Raw genomic sequence first — 13,636 nt, 5'->3', positions numbered from 1 at the left:
ATACCCTTACTCTTTCGTCCGTTAGCGCAGGTCATAGCCAAACAAATTTGGATCTACATCACCTAGATTTAGGTCGCTCAAGCCATATTCAACCCAGCGGCTATCCACCAGCGCAGCTGTATCAGGGTCGGGGGTGAGTTCTTCACTCCAGGGGCGATCGGTTTCGGGGTAGACCTTGGTGGTAGCGTCGATGCCCATACGGCTGCCAAGGCCAGGCTTTTCGGTGGCAAAGTCAAGGCTATCAAAGGGGTTGTTGGGCAGGATAAATACGTCGCGTATTGGGTCAACCTTAGAGGTCACAGCCCACATTACCTGACGCGGGTCGCGAATGTTGAGCGATTTATCAACGACGATTACAAACTTGGTATAGCTGAACTGGGGCAGGGCTGACCAAAAGGCGAGGGCAGCACGCTTGGCCTGGCCAGGATACGACTTTTCAATGGAGAGCACGGCGGCTTTGTAGCTCAACCCTTCCATCGGTAAAAAGAAGTCCTGAATCTCGGGCACCTGCTGACGCAGAATTGGGTTGTAGATGCGGTTGAGGGCGATCGCCATCATGGCGTCTTCCTTCGGCGGGCGACCGCTGAAGGTGGTCATATAGATCGGATTTTTGCGGTGGGTGAGGCAGTGGAACCGCAGCAGAGGCGCGGCTTCGTTGACGCCGCCGTAGTAGCCAATGTGGTCACCAGCGGGGCCATCGATGGCAGTTTCACCGGGGGTGATGGTGCCCTCTAGCACGATCTCAGACTGGGCTGGAACTTCTAGATCGACGGTTTTACACTTGGCTAGGTTGAGACCTTTGCCAGCGTAAAGCCCAGCAAACAGCCACTCCGAGAGGTCGATGGGCAGCGGCGTAGCGGCGGCCAGAATCACCAGAGGGTGAACGCCGATCGCGATCGCCACCTCCAGTTTTTTGCCCATTTCAGCGGCCTTGCGCAGGTGACGGCTACAGCCTCGCACCGAGAGCCACTGCACCGTAGCAGTGTTTTTTGACTGAAGCTGGAGGCGATAGACCCCCACGTTGGGAATATGGGTTTCCGGGTCTTTGGTAATCATTAACCCTAGGGTAATGACTTTGTCGGCGTCGCCAGGATAGACCCGCAGTAGGGGAATTTGGTTGAGATCCACGGCGGCGTCTTTGAGCACTACCTGCTGACAGGGGGGCAGCAGATCGCGCATGGGCTTGGCTTTGACCACGTCAAACAGCGCTTTGCCGAGGTCAATCGCCTGGGAAAATTGCTTAGGCGGCCGAGGCTGGTAGAGCAGCGCCAGCTTTTCGCCCAGGGTTTCAAGTTCGGCGGGGTGCTCCATGCCCATGGCCCAGCACACCCGCTCGACGGTGCCCAATACGTTGATGGCCAGAGGCATAGTGGCACCCTGGACATTCTCAAATAGCAGGGCCGGACCACCCCCCAGCAGCAGGCGGTTGGCGATCTCGGCAATTTCTAACTCTGGGCTAACGGGGGCCGTAATGCGGCGCAGCTGACCTCGCTGTTCCAGAAGGGTGAGAAACTGCTGTAGATCGTTTGCCATAGGAAAGGGTTTGTGAACGAGTGTTAAGGCCACTTTTATTATGGTGGAGCGAGGGGCCAGTCTGGAGACCCTGACCCAATTCTTTGCCCTGGTGAGGTAGTGGAGACAGCATGCGATCGCGCCGACTTCCTGGCACAATCGGGATATTGCCATCGGCAATGACAGCTGCTCAAGGAATCCTCTGGCTCAATGCAAAGGCGCACGCTGAGATTATCTATATCTAAATATTTGGTCTGGCCGCTGGCTCTGGGTCTGACGGCCTGTGGCAACCGGCTCGACACCGCTGAGGTCGAGAGCACCATTCAGGCCGACATTGAGCGCCAGGGCCGCCGGCTCTCGCTTAAGGCGGTGCTCTGCCCAAAAGATGTCCCACGCCAGGCAGAGGCCTATTTTCGCTGTGTGGGCGAGGTGGAGGGTGGCGGCACCTTTACGATCAACGTGATTCAGCAAGACAACCAGGGCAACGTCACCTGGGAGGTGCCCAACTCTAAAGCGCTGCTCAATTTGCCCAAGGTCGAAGACAGCATTCAGCAAGAACTCTCGCAGGCCTACAGCCAGCGCGCCCAAATTGACTGCGGCAGCGCCACCTACCGGGTGAATCAGCCAAGAGATCGCTTCGAGTGCCAGGTCGTGGGGGGCGTGTCTACCGACACCGGCACCATCACCGCTGTTTTAGTCAGCATCGACCCCAACGGCAATCTCAGCTGGCAGGAGCAGGCGGTTGCCCCTAGGGCTTCCCTCCAGGCGATCGCTGCCCCAGGCAGCCCATCACCCACTAGCACCGCCGCCGCATCCCAGACCAAACCTGCAACAGCAGCCCCTACGACCATGCCTAAATCCACTGCGGTGACAGGGCCCACTGGGCGCACCGTCAATCGCCCCTACGTTCGCGGCGATGATGATTAAATGGGCCGCTTAATCTTTTTTTAAGTAGCCAACGCCTATTCTTTAATTTTTGGGACAACCGCTTTCGGTAGGCTTATCGTGTAGAAATACTAACGAGCAAACCAATTTAAGGTTGAAGCTGGGCTATGGCAACTGTTCTCGACGTTTTGGTCAAGGGTGGACCGGTGATGGTACCCATTATGGGGTGCTCGGTACTCACCATTGCCACGGCCCTAGAGCGCGCCTTGTTTTGGACAAAGCTCCTGCGCCGAGAAGACCAGGTCGTGTCTGAGGTGCTCGATGCCTCTCGGCGCGATCTGAGCAAGGCTGCCGAGATTGCAGCCCAGTCCCAAGATTTGCCCATCGGTCGGTTTTTGCTGGCTCCCCTGCGACTCAAGCAGCCCTCTCCCGATACCTTTCGTTTGGCGATGGAAACAGTGGGCGATCGCGAATTGGTCAAAATGCGCAAGGGCGACAAGCTTCTAGAAACCGTCGTGGCAATCGCGCCGCTGCTGGGTCTGTTGGGAACAGTAACCGGCCTCATTGCCACCTTCAGCAACCTCAACATTGGCGGCGGCGGTTCGGGGGATCAGGCGACCGCTGCCGCCGCTGGTATCGGCGAAGCATTGATTACAACCGCAGCGGGCATGGTCGTCGCCATCCTGGCGCTGCTAATTTTTCGTGTCCTAGTGACCCTACAGGCTCAGCAAGTCGACTACTTTTCCGATGCTGGCAATGAGCTAGAACTCATCTACCGCCAGTATTGGTACGAGCCCACCGCCCTGGCCAACGACCCTGCCCATCGGGAAGAGTATATCGGCAGCAGCGATCGCCTTTAATCCTCTGTGCGATCCACAGCTGCTGGACGGACAGTCTCGCAAGCAGCCCAGTCGATCCTGGCAGCGCCCCGACAAAGCAAGTGTCTCCCAATTACCCTGGCGCAGAGATTGTTATTAACCCCTGTGCTTACTTTTGTGCCGACTGTAGCGCCAGCACCACATCGCCTTCCAAAGGCCATCTCCGAGGTGCCACCAGGGCATAAAACAATGCTTCGTAGCGATCGATCGCCCGCTTAGCTGAATAATGCTCCAAAGCATACTGCCGCCCGCGACGAGCTAATAGCTCTGCCGTTTCGGGCTGATGGTACAGCGTGAGAATGCCCTTGGCTAGGGCCGTAGGATTTTCGGGTTCGACCACCAGGCCGCCACCACTGGCCAGCACTGCCTGGGCTGCCGTGCCATGGGCCGGCACAGAAGCCAAAATCGGTCGTCCACTGGCCAGCAGCACCTGAGTTTTGGAGGGCATGTTGAAGCCCACTACGCCGTGCTTCTGCAAGATCAGCCCCACATCAGCCGCCGCTAGCAAATCGGGCAGTTCGGCGCGGGGCACAAAGGGCAACAGCGACACGTTTGTTAGCCCTAGCTGCTGGCAAAAGTGATCTAATGCTTCTAGCTGCTTACCTTCACCCACAATCACCATTTGAATGTCTGGGTAAGCTCTTAGCGCTTGGGCCGCTCGAATCGCCGTCCGGATGCCCTGGGTCTCAGCAATATTGCCGGTATAGAGCACCACAAACTTGTCTTGCAGCCCGTGGCGGCGACGAAACTCACTGCTGGCCTGAGGTCGAGGGGCAATAAAGTCGACATCCACCCAGTTAGAAACGAGCACCATTTTGGCGTCGGGCACCCCCTTAGCCAACAGATTGTCGCGAAAACCCTGAGCAATGACGGTGATGCGAGTGGCGTTTTGATAGGCAAACTTTTCTAGCACCTCGAACAGGCGAATTGCCCAAGAATTGGTTAGCAGCCCGGTTTGGACGGCGGCTTCCGGCAAAATGTCTTGGAGGTTCAGCACACTGGGGCACTGAAACAGCAGCTTGAGGGCCGCCACCGGCAAGCAAGCCGGCAAAGAAGGGCTGGCGTTGAGAATGATGTCGGGTCGCCAGCCTCGCAGGGCGGGCCAGAGGCTGAGAGCAATAAAGCTCGATTCCAGCAGCAGCCGCCCCACTAGCCCCCGTCTGGCGTTGGCTAGCACAAAGCAGCGCTGAATAATGACGCCATTGCGCTCTTCGGTGGCATAGAGCCGCCCGCGATATTGAGGATAAATACTGCGCTCGGGGTAGTTGGGCATAGCGGTTACTACCCGCACCTGATGACCTCTAGCCACCAACCCCTCTGCCAACTCAGTCATCAAAGGCGCAATGCCGATGGGCTCAGGATAGTAATTATAGGAATAAATTAGAATTCGCATCGACAACGCCTGCTCCAGAAAACCACGTACACAACAGCTGTGTTGGGGCAAAAGACGACTAGGGAGAGTCTAAGGGAAAGCTAGTTTGCGCCCTAACCTGGGGTGGCTTGCTTCTACTAGACTGAGGGCAAGCGCCGTTATCCGGAAGCATCAAGGCTTTGTTCATCAAATATTGATGCATCGCCCAATTTTGCTCCATGAAAACTTTAGCCTGTAAGTCTAGCCTCACACTGGTCAACGATGGCCAGAACCACTGGCCAATCGCTAATTTGAGCGCCTAGTTATCAATAGGTTCAGCATACCCAGAGGAGAGTGACAGGTTAATGAGTAAATTCACAGAAAAGATGGCTCTTAGGGTGACAGGCCCAGCCAGATTAAGCATTCTGCAATTATTGTTCTGCTAGGTTTCCCGATGGTTTGGAACCCCCTCAGGCTGTTAAAAACCCTGATTCACTTCGAGGTCGCTGGACCTTTGAGTAAAGGACTGCGCAACTTACCCGGCATGACAGACTCAGGTATCGTTATGACACAGGCTTTAGACGCCAATAGTTTAGTTCCAGCACTGGCGAAACAGGTGCTGTGGCTACCGGGAGCAGCCGTAGGAAACGCTGAGGCTCTAGCTCAATCCGTAGCATCCCTAGGCTACTCAGTTACCACCGAGATGTCGGACCACCCGCTGGTGAACACACCCTTGGTGGTTTGGCCGGGACCGGCAGCGGGTCTACAGTTTGGCTCCATGCTCGAAGAGTTAGGGCAACGAGCCATCTACCAGGAAGCTACCCTGATCGATTTTCGCCAGCCCGACCCGGCGATCGCAGCTCTGTGGGGCAGTTTAGACGACGGTGTCATGGGTGGTGTCAGCGCTAGCCAAGTGCAGTGGCGGGAGGGGCTGCGGTTTGTAGGAGAGGTGTCTACGGCCAACAGCGGTGGGTTTGCCTCGATACGCACCCGCAACCTTGAGCCACCGCTAAATCTTGGACAGTGGCAGGGGACAGTGCTCTCTGCCCAAGGCGACGGCCAGCGCTATAAGTGGATTTTGCGCGACACCCCAGGCTGGGATAGCCTGGCTTACTGCCGCTCTTTCGATACAGAGGTAGACCGACTTAGCACGGTGAGAACGCCGTTTCTAGATATGGTTGCTACTCGTCGCGCCCGCACAGTGCCGGAGACTAGCCCCCTTAACCCGGCTCAGTTGTATTCTATGCAACTGATGCTGAGCAAGTTTGAGTACGACGGTGAATTAAACCCAGCGTTTCAAGCCGGTTCCTTTGAGCTAACGGTGCAGAGTCTTGGGGTCTATCGGCAGGGGCCAAAGCCGGTAGTCGTGCTGTTAGGAGAACATGCGGCTGAAGCTGAATTCGCCCAACTGCTAGCAGCGGCGGGGCTAACGGGAGTAATTCGCCAGGGAGAGGGCTTTGCGGTGATTGGAGCCAACGACAAGCTGCCGACAGAGGTGGAGCAAGCAGTGATAAGGGCGATTTTTGGGATTTTTAGTTAAAAACCAAGAGCCCGTGGCTTAACAGAGACTTCCGCTAAGCCACAGGCTCCTAAACGTTAGAAAGGGTTGTGTGAAGGGGTTAGTAGGCCGATCGCATGTCGCCACGTTCAGCACGGGCGCTCTCTTTAGCTTTAGCAGCGCTCTTTTTAAGCGCTTCGAGACGCTTGATGTAGCGATCGCGCTGACGCTTCTTAGGGGTTTGCTCAATTAGGGTTTTGAGGGCACTACCCAGGCTCTTATAGGCGTTGGGCAGAGTGTAGCCAAAGCGAGTGGCGATGGCGATCGCCCGCTCGTCAGCGCTGATGCTTTCTTGCAGTGTCTTTTGATTGTTATTGCGCTTATAGAGCCGCCAGCTGGAAAAACCGCACAACCCCAGGGCCAGCATGAGCAGCAGCCCGTCTTGCACCCACAGCTCGCCCACAGCGCCGCCAAGACCGATGGCGAGAGCGGCCATCTCCCAACCGTCGCGGGGAATGGTGTCGTTTTGAATGCGACCGACCTCGTGCCAAAACAGCAGGTTGCGCTGGTCTAGAGCCAGCTGCTCCCACTTGATCAGATCGACCTGAATTTCGACCTGGTCTTTGCCCAACTCTTCGCAGGTGATTAGCGGTGGGGTGACATCAATCGCTGACTCCACCGTCACCCAGCTCTGAAGCTCTGGAGGCAGCAGGCTTCTCAGACGGCGAAGCTCACCCATATCGGCGCGGGCAGTGGCGGTGGCGTACGAGGTCATGGAGATTACGGGGGTGACAACAAATCAAATTTATTCATAGATCCTACCTTAAACCTTTTTAGTCAAGGGGCGGATATCCACGTTCGGGTCTGGGGGCGAGAATTAGGCTTCGCTAGCAACGGTCAAACGATACTACAACAATAAAATTTCAGCGTTAGCCCAACCCAAATTCGAGGCTGTCATTGGCCTCAAGGTTCGGTGAGACTGAAGGGTTTTCGCAGCTCAGGCTTCTGAGGTTGAGATGAACCATAGCGACTGCGCCAGAACGTCACGTTCAAGAGGCCAAAGTGGCGGGGGAGCGACCTACGGGCGATCGCTACCAGTCTCACCCTCCAACGCAGCGATCGCTCTATCCAGCAGATCATAGCCAGCCTCCACCGCGTCAATCTGGCAGAGCTGCTGGCGGAGGGGAGCGGCGCCCTCAAAACCTTTGACATACCAGGCCATATGCTTGCGAGCCTGGTGAATACCCTTCTGACCTTTGTACTGCCACAGCAGGCTCAGGTGCTCACGGGCGCAGCGCAGCCGCTCTACTGAGGTAGGCTCTGAGGGAACGATGCCGGTTTTTAGAAAACTGTCAATTTCGCCCACCAAAAACGGGTAGCCCAGGGTGCCCCGTGAGCACATCACCCCGTCGGCCCCGGTTTCTTTCAGGCAGCGCACCGCTGACTCCACTGAAACAATGTCGCCGTTGGCAATCACCGGAATTGAGAGAGACGCCTTGACCCGGGCAATCCAATCCCAGCGGGCGGGGCCGTGGTAGCCCTGGCTACGGGTGCGACCGTGGAGGGTGAGCATTTGAGCCCCGGCTGCCTCCATGCGGCGGGCAAACTCGATCGCATTGATGTGGTCATCATCCCAGCCAAGGCGAGTTTTGACGGTGACAGGCACGGGTACTGCCTCGGCCACAGTGCGCACAATTGCTTCAGCTATTTCGGGCTGGCGTAACAGCGACGACCCGCCCCCCTTTTTGGTGATTTTATTCACCGGGCAGCCCATATTGATATCGATGGTTTTGGCCCCCTCGGCGACGGCCTTGCTGGCGGCGGCCGCCATAAAGTCGGGGCGACAGTCAAACAGCTGGATAGATATGGGCTGCTCGCGATCGCCAATATCCATAATTTTCTCCAGCTGCTGGGCATGGCAAACCCCAGTGGCCTGCACCATCTCGGTGTAGAGCATCGACACTGGCGCGTAGCGCCGCACCAGCTGCCGAAAGGCGCGATCGGTCACGCCCGAGAGGGGAGCCTGAAGCACCCGGCTTTGGATAGTTACCGAGCCAATAACCAGCGGCGATCGCAGCCGCTGGAGGAGCGTAGAGGAGAGAACCGTAGTCATGCTAATACCCGACTAGAGCTTGCTCACCAGCCAGTAGGTGAGCATTTGGCCGCGCCCCTTAACCGCCACGTAGCCACGCTGCTCAAACTGAAACTGGTCCTTCAGCCTTTCATATAGGTCGGGGGTGACTTGAATGCGCTGGGCTTCCCCAGTAGCTTCCATGCGGCTGGCAATGTTGACGGTGTCACCCCACAGGTCGTAGGCAAACTTGCGTCGCCCAATCACCCCGGCCACCACCGAACCGGTGTTGATGCCTACCCGAATTTGAAAGGTCTTGCCATCGGGGCGGGGAAACTGCTTGATCGCATCGCAGATGTCGAGGGCAAACTGGGCAATTCCCGCCGCATGGTCGTCATTGGCGGAGGGCAAGCCCCCAGCCACCATATAGGCATCGCCGATGGTTTTAATTTTTTCTAATCGGTGAAACTCGGCCAGCTGATCAAACATAGAAAATACTTCGTTGAGCAGCTTGACCAGCTGGCGCGGCGACATCTCGCTAGAGGCGGCGGTAAAGTCAACTAGGTCGGCGAATAGCACGCTGACCTGGTCGAGGCTCTCGGCAATGGTGCGTGCCCCGCCTTTGAGACGCTGAGCAATGCGATAGGGCAGAATATTCACCAGCAGGCGATCGGCCTGCTGCCGCTGCTGGCGCAGCTCAGTCTCCATCTGGCGGCGTTCGCTGATGTCGTGGACAATGCCTTCGTAGTGCAAGAAGGTGCCCGCTTTATCCCACACCTTCCAAATGTCTTCGCTCACCCAAAAGGTTGTGCCATCTTTGCGAAACACCTCTGACTCGGCGTCGGTAATTTTGTCAAAGCGATCGAGGTATACCGCCAGTTCATCGCGGCGCTTGGGCTGGAGGTAGATCTGGCGGCTGATGTCTTCGACGGTAGCTACCATTTCCGGGGCCGACTCATAGCCATAGAGGCGAGCCATGGAGGGGTTGACGCTAAGCAGCTGCCCCGTAGCCGAGGCCTTAAAAATACCCACCGTTGCGTTTTCAAAAATGCTGCGGTAGTTCATCTCAGCCGCAATCAGTGCCTGCTCCATCTGGGTGCGCTCCTGCACCTCTTGAATGAGGAGCGCATTTTGCTGACTGAGCTGCTGTCGCTGCTGGGCCAATCGCAGCTGGTTTTGCACCCGCACTAGCACTTCCTGCACCGCAAAGGGCTTGGTGATGTAGTCAGTAGCCCCAACCTGGAACGCTTTGACCTTGTCTACCGAGTCTATGAGAGAACTTAAGACAATCACCGGGATCTCGGCGGTGAGGGGGTTGTGCTTGAGCTGCTGACACAGGGAGTAGCCATCCATGTCGGGCAGCAGAATATCGAGCAGCACTAGCCCTGGACGTCCTGCCAAAATCAGCGCGATCGCCTGCTGCCCACTCTCAGCCACCTGAATTCGGTACCCCTGCTGGCTCAAAAGCCGCTGCAGCAGGCACGATGTCTCAGCATCGTCATCAACGATGACTAAATCAATGGCGATGGGGGCATCATCCACAGCACGGGGGCAGGACAAACTAGGGGATTGGTCTAAGCATACGGGTATTAAGCCGAAACGATGCACCGGATCTACACCCTGGGCTCTAGGGTAACGCCATCCTGCCAGAGGGTGTGCTCAAAGGAGTGTAATCAATGGCTGGCTAACGCACCTTCAGTGCGCCACTGCGATTGCGATAGCCCGTCACCAACCCCTGCCGAAAAGTGACTTCGCCGTCGTCAAAGTGAAACACCTCTTCGCAGCTGTTGTCGTTGCGGCTGATGGCCACCGGGGTTTGCCCCTCGGCCCGCAGCACTTCGGTCCGACTGGAGCCCATCGTCCAAAACTCGGAGGCAGTTTGGCCGGGCAGCAGGGCTGGGGGCTGCGCCGACACCTTGAGGTTTTGGTCAGAGTTGAGGTAGCCAATGACCTGGCCGTTTTCAAACAGCACCGAGCTTTTGCCGTAGTACAGGGTTGTAAAACCGTTTGAGGTGTATTGCTCCTGGCGAGTGGGTGTGCCCTGGAGCTGTAACACGTCGGTTTCGGAAGCTCCTAGGGTCCAGCGATCCTGGGGTGCGCTAACCGACACCACCACATCGCCGTCGGCCAACACCTGAAGGTTGCCGTCGGGGTTGTCGTACTGCTTTACGTAGCCGTTGTGCAGCTCAACGATGCTGTTGCCGTAGCGCAGGGTTTGCTGGCAAGCACCCTGGTACTGCATGGTTTGGGAAGGCGCTCCCTGAATTGCCGTTACCAGATCGCGATCGGAGCCTAAGGTCCAGTAGGTTTTGTGATCGGGGGCGCGGCTAGCCCGGTTACCCACATTGCTCTGGGCATACTGCAAGTTGCGCTCGTACTCGACGACCTTTTGTTTGGCCAGAGCCGCATTGGTGTTGCCATTGGGCACTGCTCGCATGTATGCGATCGCCCGTTGCCAAAGAATGACCACCTCAGCCCACTCTTCGCTAAACTCTGCACTTTGGGTGAGCTGGGCCGCTTTCATCGCCTGCTCGGACCCCTGCCGAAACGCATCGTTGTTGACGGACACAGCCGCGCGAGCGGGCAACCATGACCAGGTGCGATCTTGGGGATTAAGAAATATGAAACCAGCGGCGACGCCAAGGCCTACCGATAGCCCGACTGCACTCCAGGTCAGCCGTTCTCGCAGGGTTTGCCCTGGTCGTTTGAGTACAAAACTGTACAGAGTTTGAGGATTTTGCCCGTCTAGCTCAGGATGGCTACGTTTGGTCATGAGGATTAAGGAGGAGTGAACAACCCCAGCACTAGTCTGTGGGCCAAGGGCCACAGCAGAACTCGTCTGGAGCTTCCGTTAAGGATCAAAACCTAAGGAGATATGCAGACAATAGAAGAGGATAAAGCCCCAGGATAACGCCGGAGAGCGCAGAATTAGTATGGGTATATTTATCCAATGTGGAGGAAACTTTAGCCCTCGCCCAAGCTATCTCACAAAACTGAACTATGATTTTAGGCTTTCTTTAGTTTACGGAAGCTTCTTTAAATTGCCCGTCTGAGCCAAACTCTCACCACCTCCACCTCACTATTTCTGGATGCCCCATGGATGCCCTACCGCTGCGCTGGAACTTGCCCAAAGCGGATGCCGCCCCTGAAAGCTGGGTAGAGACAGTAGCTCGGGCAACAGGAACAACGCCTTCCCGCTGGCTGGCCCAGGTGCTGTGGCAGCGACAGATGGGTTTGACTGAGCCGTTGGAAGGTTGGCTAAACCCTGCTCTCTACCAGCCCACCCCCGCCAGCGCCCTAGGGCCAGCGATGGCGATCGCCGTCAGCCGCCTCAAGCAGGCGATCGCCACTGAGGAAAAAGTAGCGATCTGGGGAGACTTTGACGCCGACGGGGTGACCTCCACTGCCGTGCTGTGGGATGGGTTGGGGCAGCTGATCCCTAAGGGCGATCGCCTCACCTATTTCATCCCCAACCGCCTCAGCGAATCCCACGGGCTGTCGCAGCGGGGGGTCGACCACTTGGCCGACTGGGGCGCAACTCTGCTAGTGACTTGCGATACCGGCAGCACCAGCGGCGCTGAAATTGCCTACGCCAAAGCCCAAGGATTGGAGGTGATTGTCACCGATCATCACACCCTGCCTGACGGCGATATTGGCGCAATTGCGCTGATTAACCCCCGCAGCCTGCCCGCCGAGCATCCCTTAGCCACGCTGTCGGGGGTGGCGGTGGCCTACAAGCTGCTGGAGGGGCTGTACGCAGCGCTGGATTCACCCCTACCGCTACCGCTCGATCACGTGCTCGATCTAGTGGCCATTGGCCTAATTGCCGACCTAGTGGAGCTACGGGGCGACTGCCGTTACCTGGCTCAGATCGGGCTTCAGCGCCTGCAAACCCAGACCCAGCCCAACCCAACCTACCCGAGACCGGGGCTGGCCGAGCTGCTGGCGTTGTGCAAGCGCACGGGCGATCGCCCCACCGATATTTCCTTTGGGCTGGGGCCGCGCATCAATGCCGTCAGCCGCATCCACGGCGACGCCAGCTTTTGTGTGGAGCTGCTGACCAGTCGCGATCGCGATCGCACCAAAACCTTGGCCTACGAGGCCGAATTGGCCAACACCCGCCGCAAAGCCCTCCAGCGCGATCTCTATACCCAGGTGATGGCGCGTCTAGCCCAGGTCGATTTAGCTACCACCCGCTGCCTGGTGCTGGCCGACGAGACCTGGCCCACCGGCATTTTGGGATTGGTGGCAGGGCAGGTGACCCAGGCCCTCGGACGCCCAACCATTCTGCTGCGCATCGACCCACCTACGGAGGACAGTAGCCCTCGGCTAGCGCGGGGCTCGGCCCGATCGGTAGCGGGGCTCGATCTCTACCAGCTATTTCAGGCGCAATCGGCGCTACTGACCGGCTTTGGCGGGCATCCATTAGCGGCGGGGCTAACGCTGCCTGTGGAACATATTGAGGTGCTGGCGGCGGCGCTCAACCGCATGGTGCGCGAGCAGTTGGGAGGCGACGGTGCGCCCCAGCCATTACTTCAAGTCGATCTTACGGTGACCGTGGCGGATCTGGGTCAACCCCTATTTCGCGAACTAAAGTGGCTTGAGCCCTGCGGCATGGGCAACCCGGTGCCAAAGCTGCTGCTTGGCAATGTCTGGTTTCAGAATGTCTTTCACAAGAAATTGCGCGATCGCCAAAACAAAGCGGTGAGCTTCATCAAAACCGAGTTTGAGCTGTGGGATGACGCTGCCGAGGTGGGCTTTCCTGGGGAGTGGTGGGGCCACTATCGCGACGAACTGCCCCCAGGCCGCTGCGATATTGTGGTCGAACTCGACTTCAACAGCAATACCGGCTATCACGTCAAGCTCATAGACGTCCGTCCTATTGCCGTAGGCACGCCGGGGGCAGAAGCAGGGCCATTTAACTCCGTTCTCGACTGGCGGCAGCATCCCCCTGAGGAGCAGGAGCCCGCCCTGGTAGTCAGCCAGATACCGATGCAGTGGAGCGACTGGCAGGCGTGGCAGCGGCAGGCTGCTCAGGCGAGGTTGCCCCTGGCCCTGGCCTTTTCTCCAGCGATCGATGAGCTGTCGCCAGGGGAGGTATGGCAAGAGTTAGTGGGCTTAGCCAAGTACCTGGCCCGCACCCAAACCCCAGTGACGCGATCGCAGCTCGGCGATCGCCTGCGCCTCTCGCCCACCGGCCTTACCCTCGGCTTAGCCGCCCTAGCAACCGCTGGCTTTAAAGTCGCTGCCCAGGACAGCACCGCCCCTGAGGCAGACACCATTACTCTTCAGGCTGCCCCTGACCCGGTTTCGCCTGAGCCAGCAGCCGTACAACATTTCCTTGAAGTGGTGCAGGAGGAGCACTTTCGCCGCCGCTATTTTGCCCAGGTGCCAGTAGCTGCGCTTTCCTGGTAGGGTGGGCACTGCGCACCATCTTCGCC

At 57.7% G+C, this 13,636-nt stretch carries 10 protein-coding genes; 4 read left to right on the top strand and 6 right to left on the bottom strand.

What is annotated here, in order from left to right; all coding sequences use genetic code 11:
- Window positions 1-21: 21 nt before the first annotated feature.
- Window positions 22-1,533: a UbiD family decarboxylase gene (locus H6F75_RS10835; RefSeq protein WP_190752017.1), complete on the bottom strand. Its 1,512-nt coding sequence runs from the start codon at window positions 1,531-1,533 to the stop codon at window positions 22-24.
- A 228-nt stretch (window positions 1,534-1,761) separates the two neighbouring features.
- On the opposite strand from H6F75_RS10835, the gene H6F75_RS10830 reads away from it, so the two are divergent.
- Window positions 1,762-2,439 (top strand): DUF4333 domain-containing protein, encoded by a 678-nt coding sequence (locus H6F75_RS10830; RefSeq protein ID WP_190752015.1) that lies wholly within the window; start codon window positions 1,762-1,764, stop codon window positions 2,437-2,439.
- 125 nt (window positions 2,440-2,564) lie between these two features.
- Window positions 2,565-3,257, top strand: coding sequence for a MotA/TolQ/ExbB proton channel family protein (locus H6F75_RS10825; RefSeq protein WP_190752013.1), 693 nt, complete (start codon window positions 2,565-2,567; stop codon window positions 3,255-3,257).
- 127 nt (window positions 3,258-3,384) lie between these two features.
- Here the strand turns inward: H6F75_RS10825 and H6F75_RS10820 are convergent, their stop codons facing one another.
- Window positions 3,385-4,668 carry a glycosyltransferase family 4 protein gene (locus H6F75_RS10820; protein ID WP_190752011.1) on the bottom strand — a complete coding sequence of 428 codons (1,284 nt, stop codon included), beginning with the start codon at window positions 4,666-4,668 and terminating at the stop codon, window positions 3,385-3,387.
- 412 nt (window positions 4,669-5,080) lie between these two features.
- Here H6F75_RS10820 and H6F75_RS10815 point away from each other — a divergent pair, with 412 nt between their 5' ends.
- Complete coding sequence (locus H6F75_RS10815) at window positions 5,081-6,166, top strand: CIA30 family protein (protein ID WP_190752009.1); 1,086 nt, start codon at window positions 5,081-5,083, stop codon at window positions 6,164-6,166.
- A 79-nt stretch (window positions 6,167-6,245) separates the two neighbouring features.
- Here H6F75_RS10815 and H6F75_RS10810 read toward each other — a convergent pair whose 3' ends face one another.
- From H6F75_RS10810 to H6F75_RS10795, 4 genes are all read right to left on the bottom strand, one after another.
- A complete protein-coding gene (locus H6F75_RS10810; protein WP_190752007.1) occupies window positions 6,246-6,899 on the bottom strand; it encodes a DUF3318 domain-containing protein in 654 nt (217 codons plus the stop codon).
- A gap of 303 nt (window positions 6,900-7,202) precedes the next feature.
- Entirely contained in the window at window positions 7,203-8,237 is a 1,035-nt protein-coding gene (gene dusB, locus H6F75_RS10805; RefSeq protein ID WP_190752005.1) for a tRNA dihydrouridine synthase DusB, read from the bottom strand.
- 12 nt (window positions 8,238-8,249) lie between these two features.
- Window positions 8,250-9,737 carry an adenylate/guanylate cyclase domain-containing protein gene (locus H6F75_RS10800; RefSeq protein ID WP_190752003.1) on the bottom strand — a complete coding sequence of 496 codons (1,488 nt, stop codon included), beginning with the start codon at window positions 9,735-9,737 and terminating at the stop codon, window positions 8,250-8,252.
- Between the two features lie 142 nt (window positions 9,738-9,879).
- Entirely contained in the window at window positions 9,880-10,968 is a 1,089-nt protein-coding gene (locus tag H6F75_RS10795) for a hypothetical protein (RefSeq protein WP_190752001.1), read from the bottom strand.
- A 323-nt stretch (window positions 10,969-11,291) separates the two neighbouring features.
- Here H6F75_RS10795 and recJ point away from each other — a divergent pair, with 323 nt between their 5' ends.
- Window positions 11,292-13,610 (top strand): single-stranded-DNA-specific exonuclease RecJ, encoded by a 2,319-nt coding sequence (gene recJ / locus H6F75_RS10790; RefSeq protein WP_190751999.1) that lies wholly within the window; start codon window positions 11,292-11,294, stop codon window positions 13,608-13,610.
- The last annotated feature ends 26 nt before the right edge of the window (window positions 13,611-13,636 follow it).

It is taken from the genome of Nodosilinea sp. FACHB-131 (genome assembly GCF_014695395.1).
Lineage (GTDB): Bacteria > Cyanobacteriota > Cyanobacteriia > Phormidesmidales > Phormidesmidaceae > Nodosilinea.
This window is presented reverse-complemented; position numbering and strand designations above follow the sequence as displayed.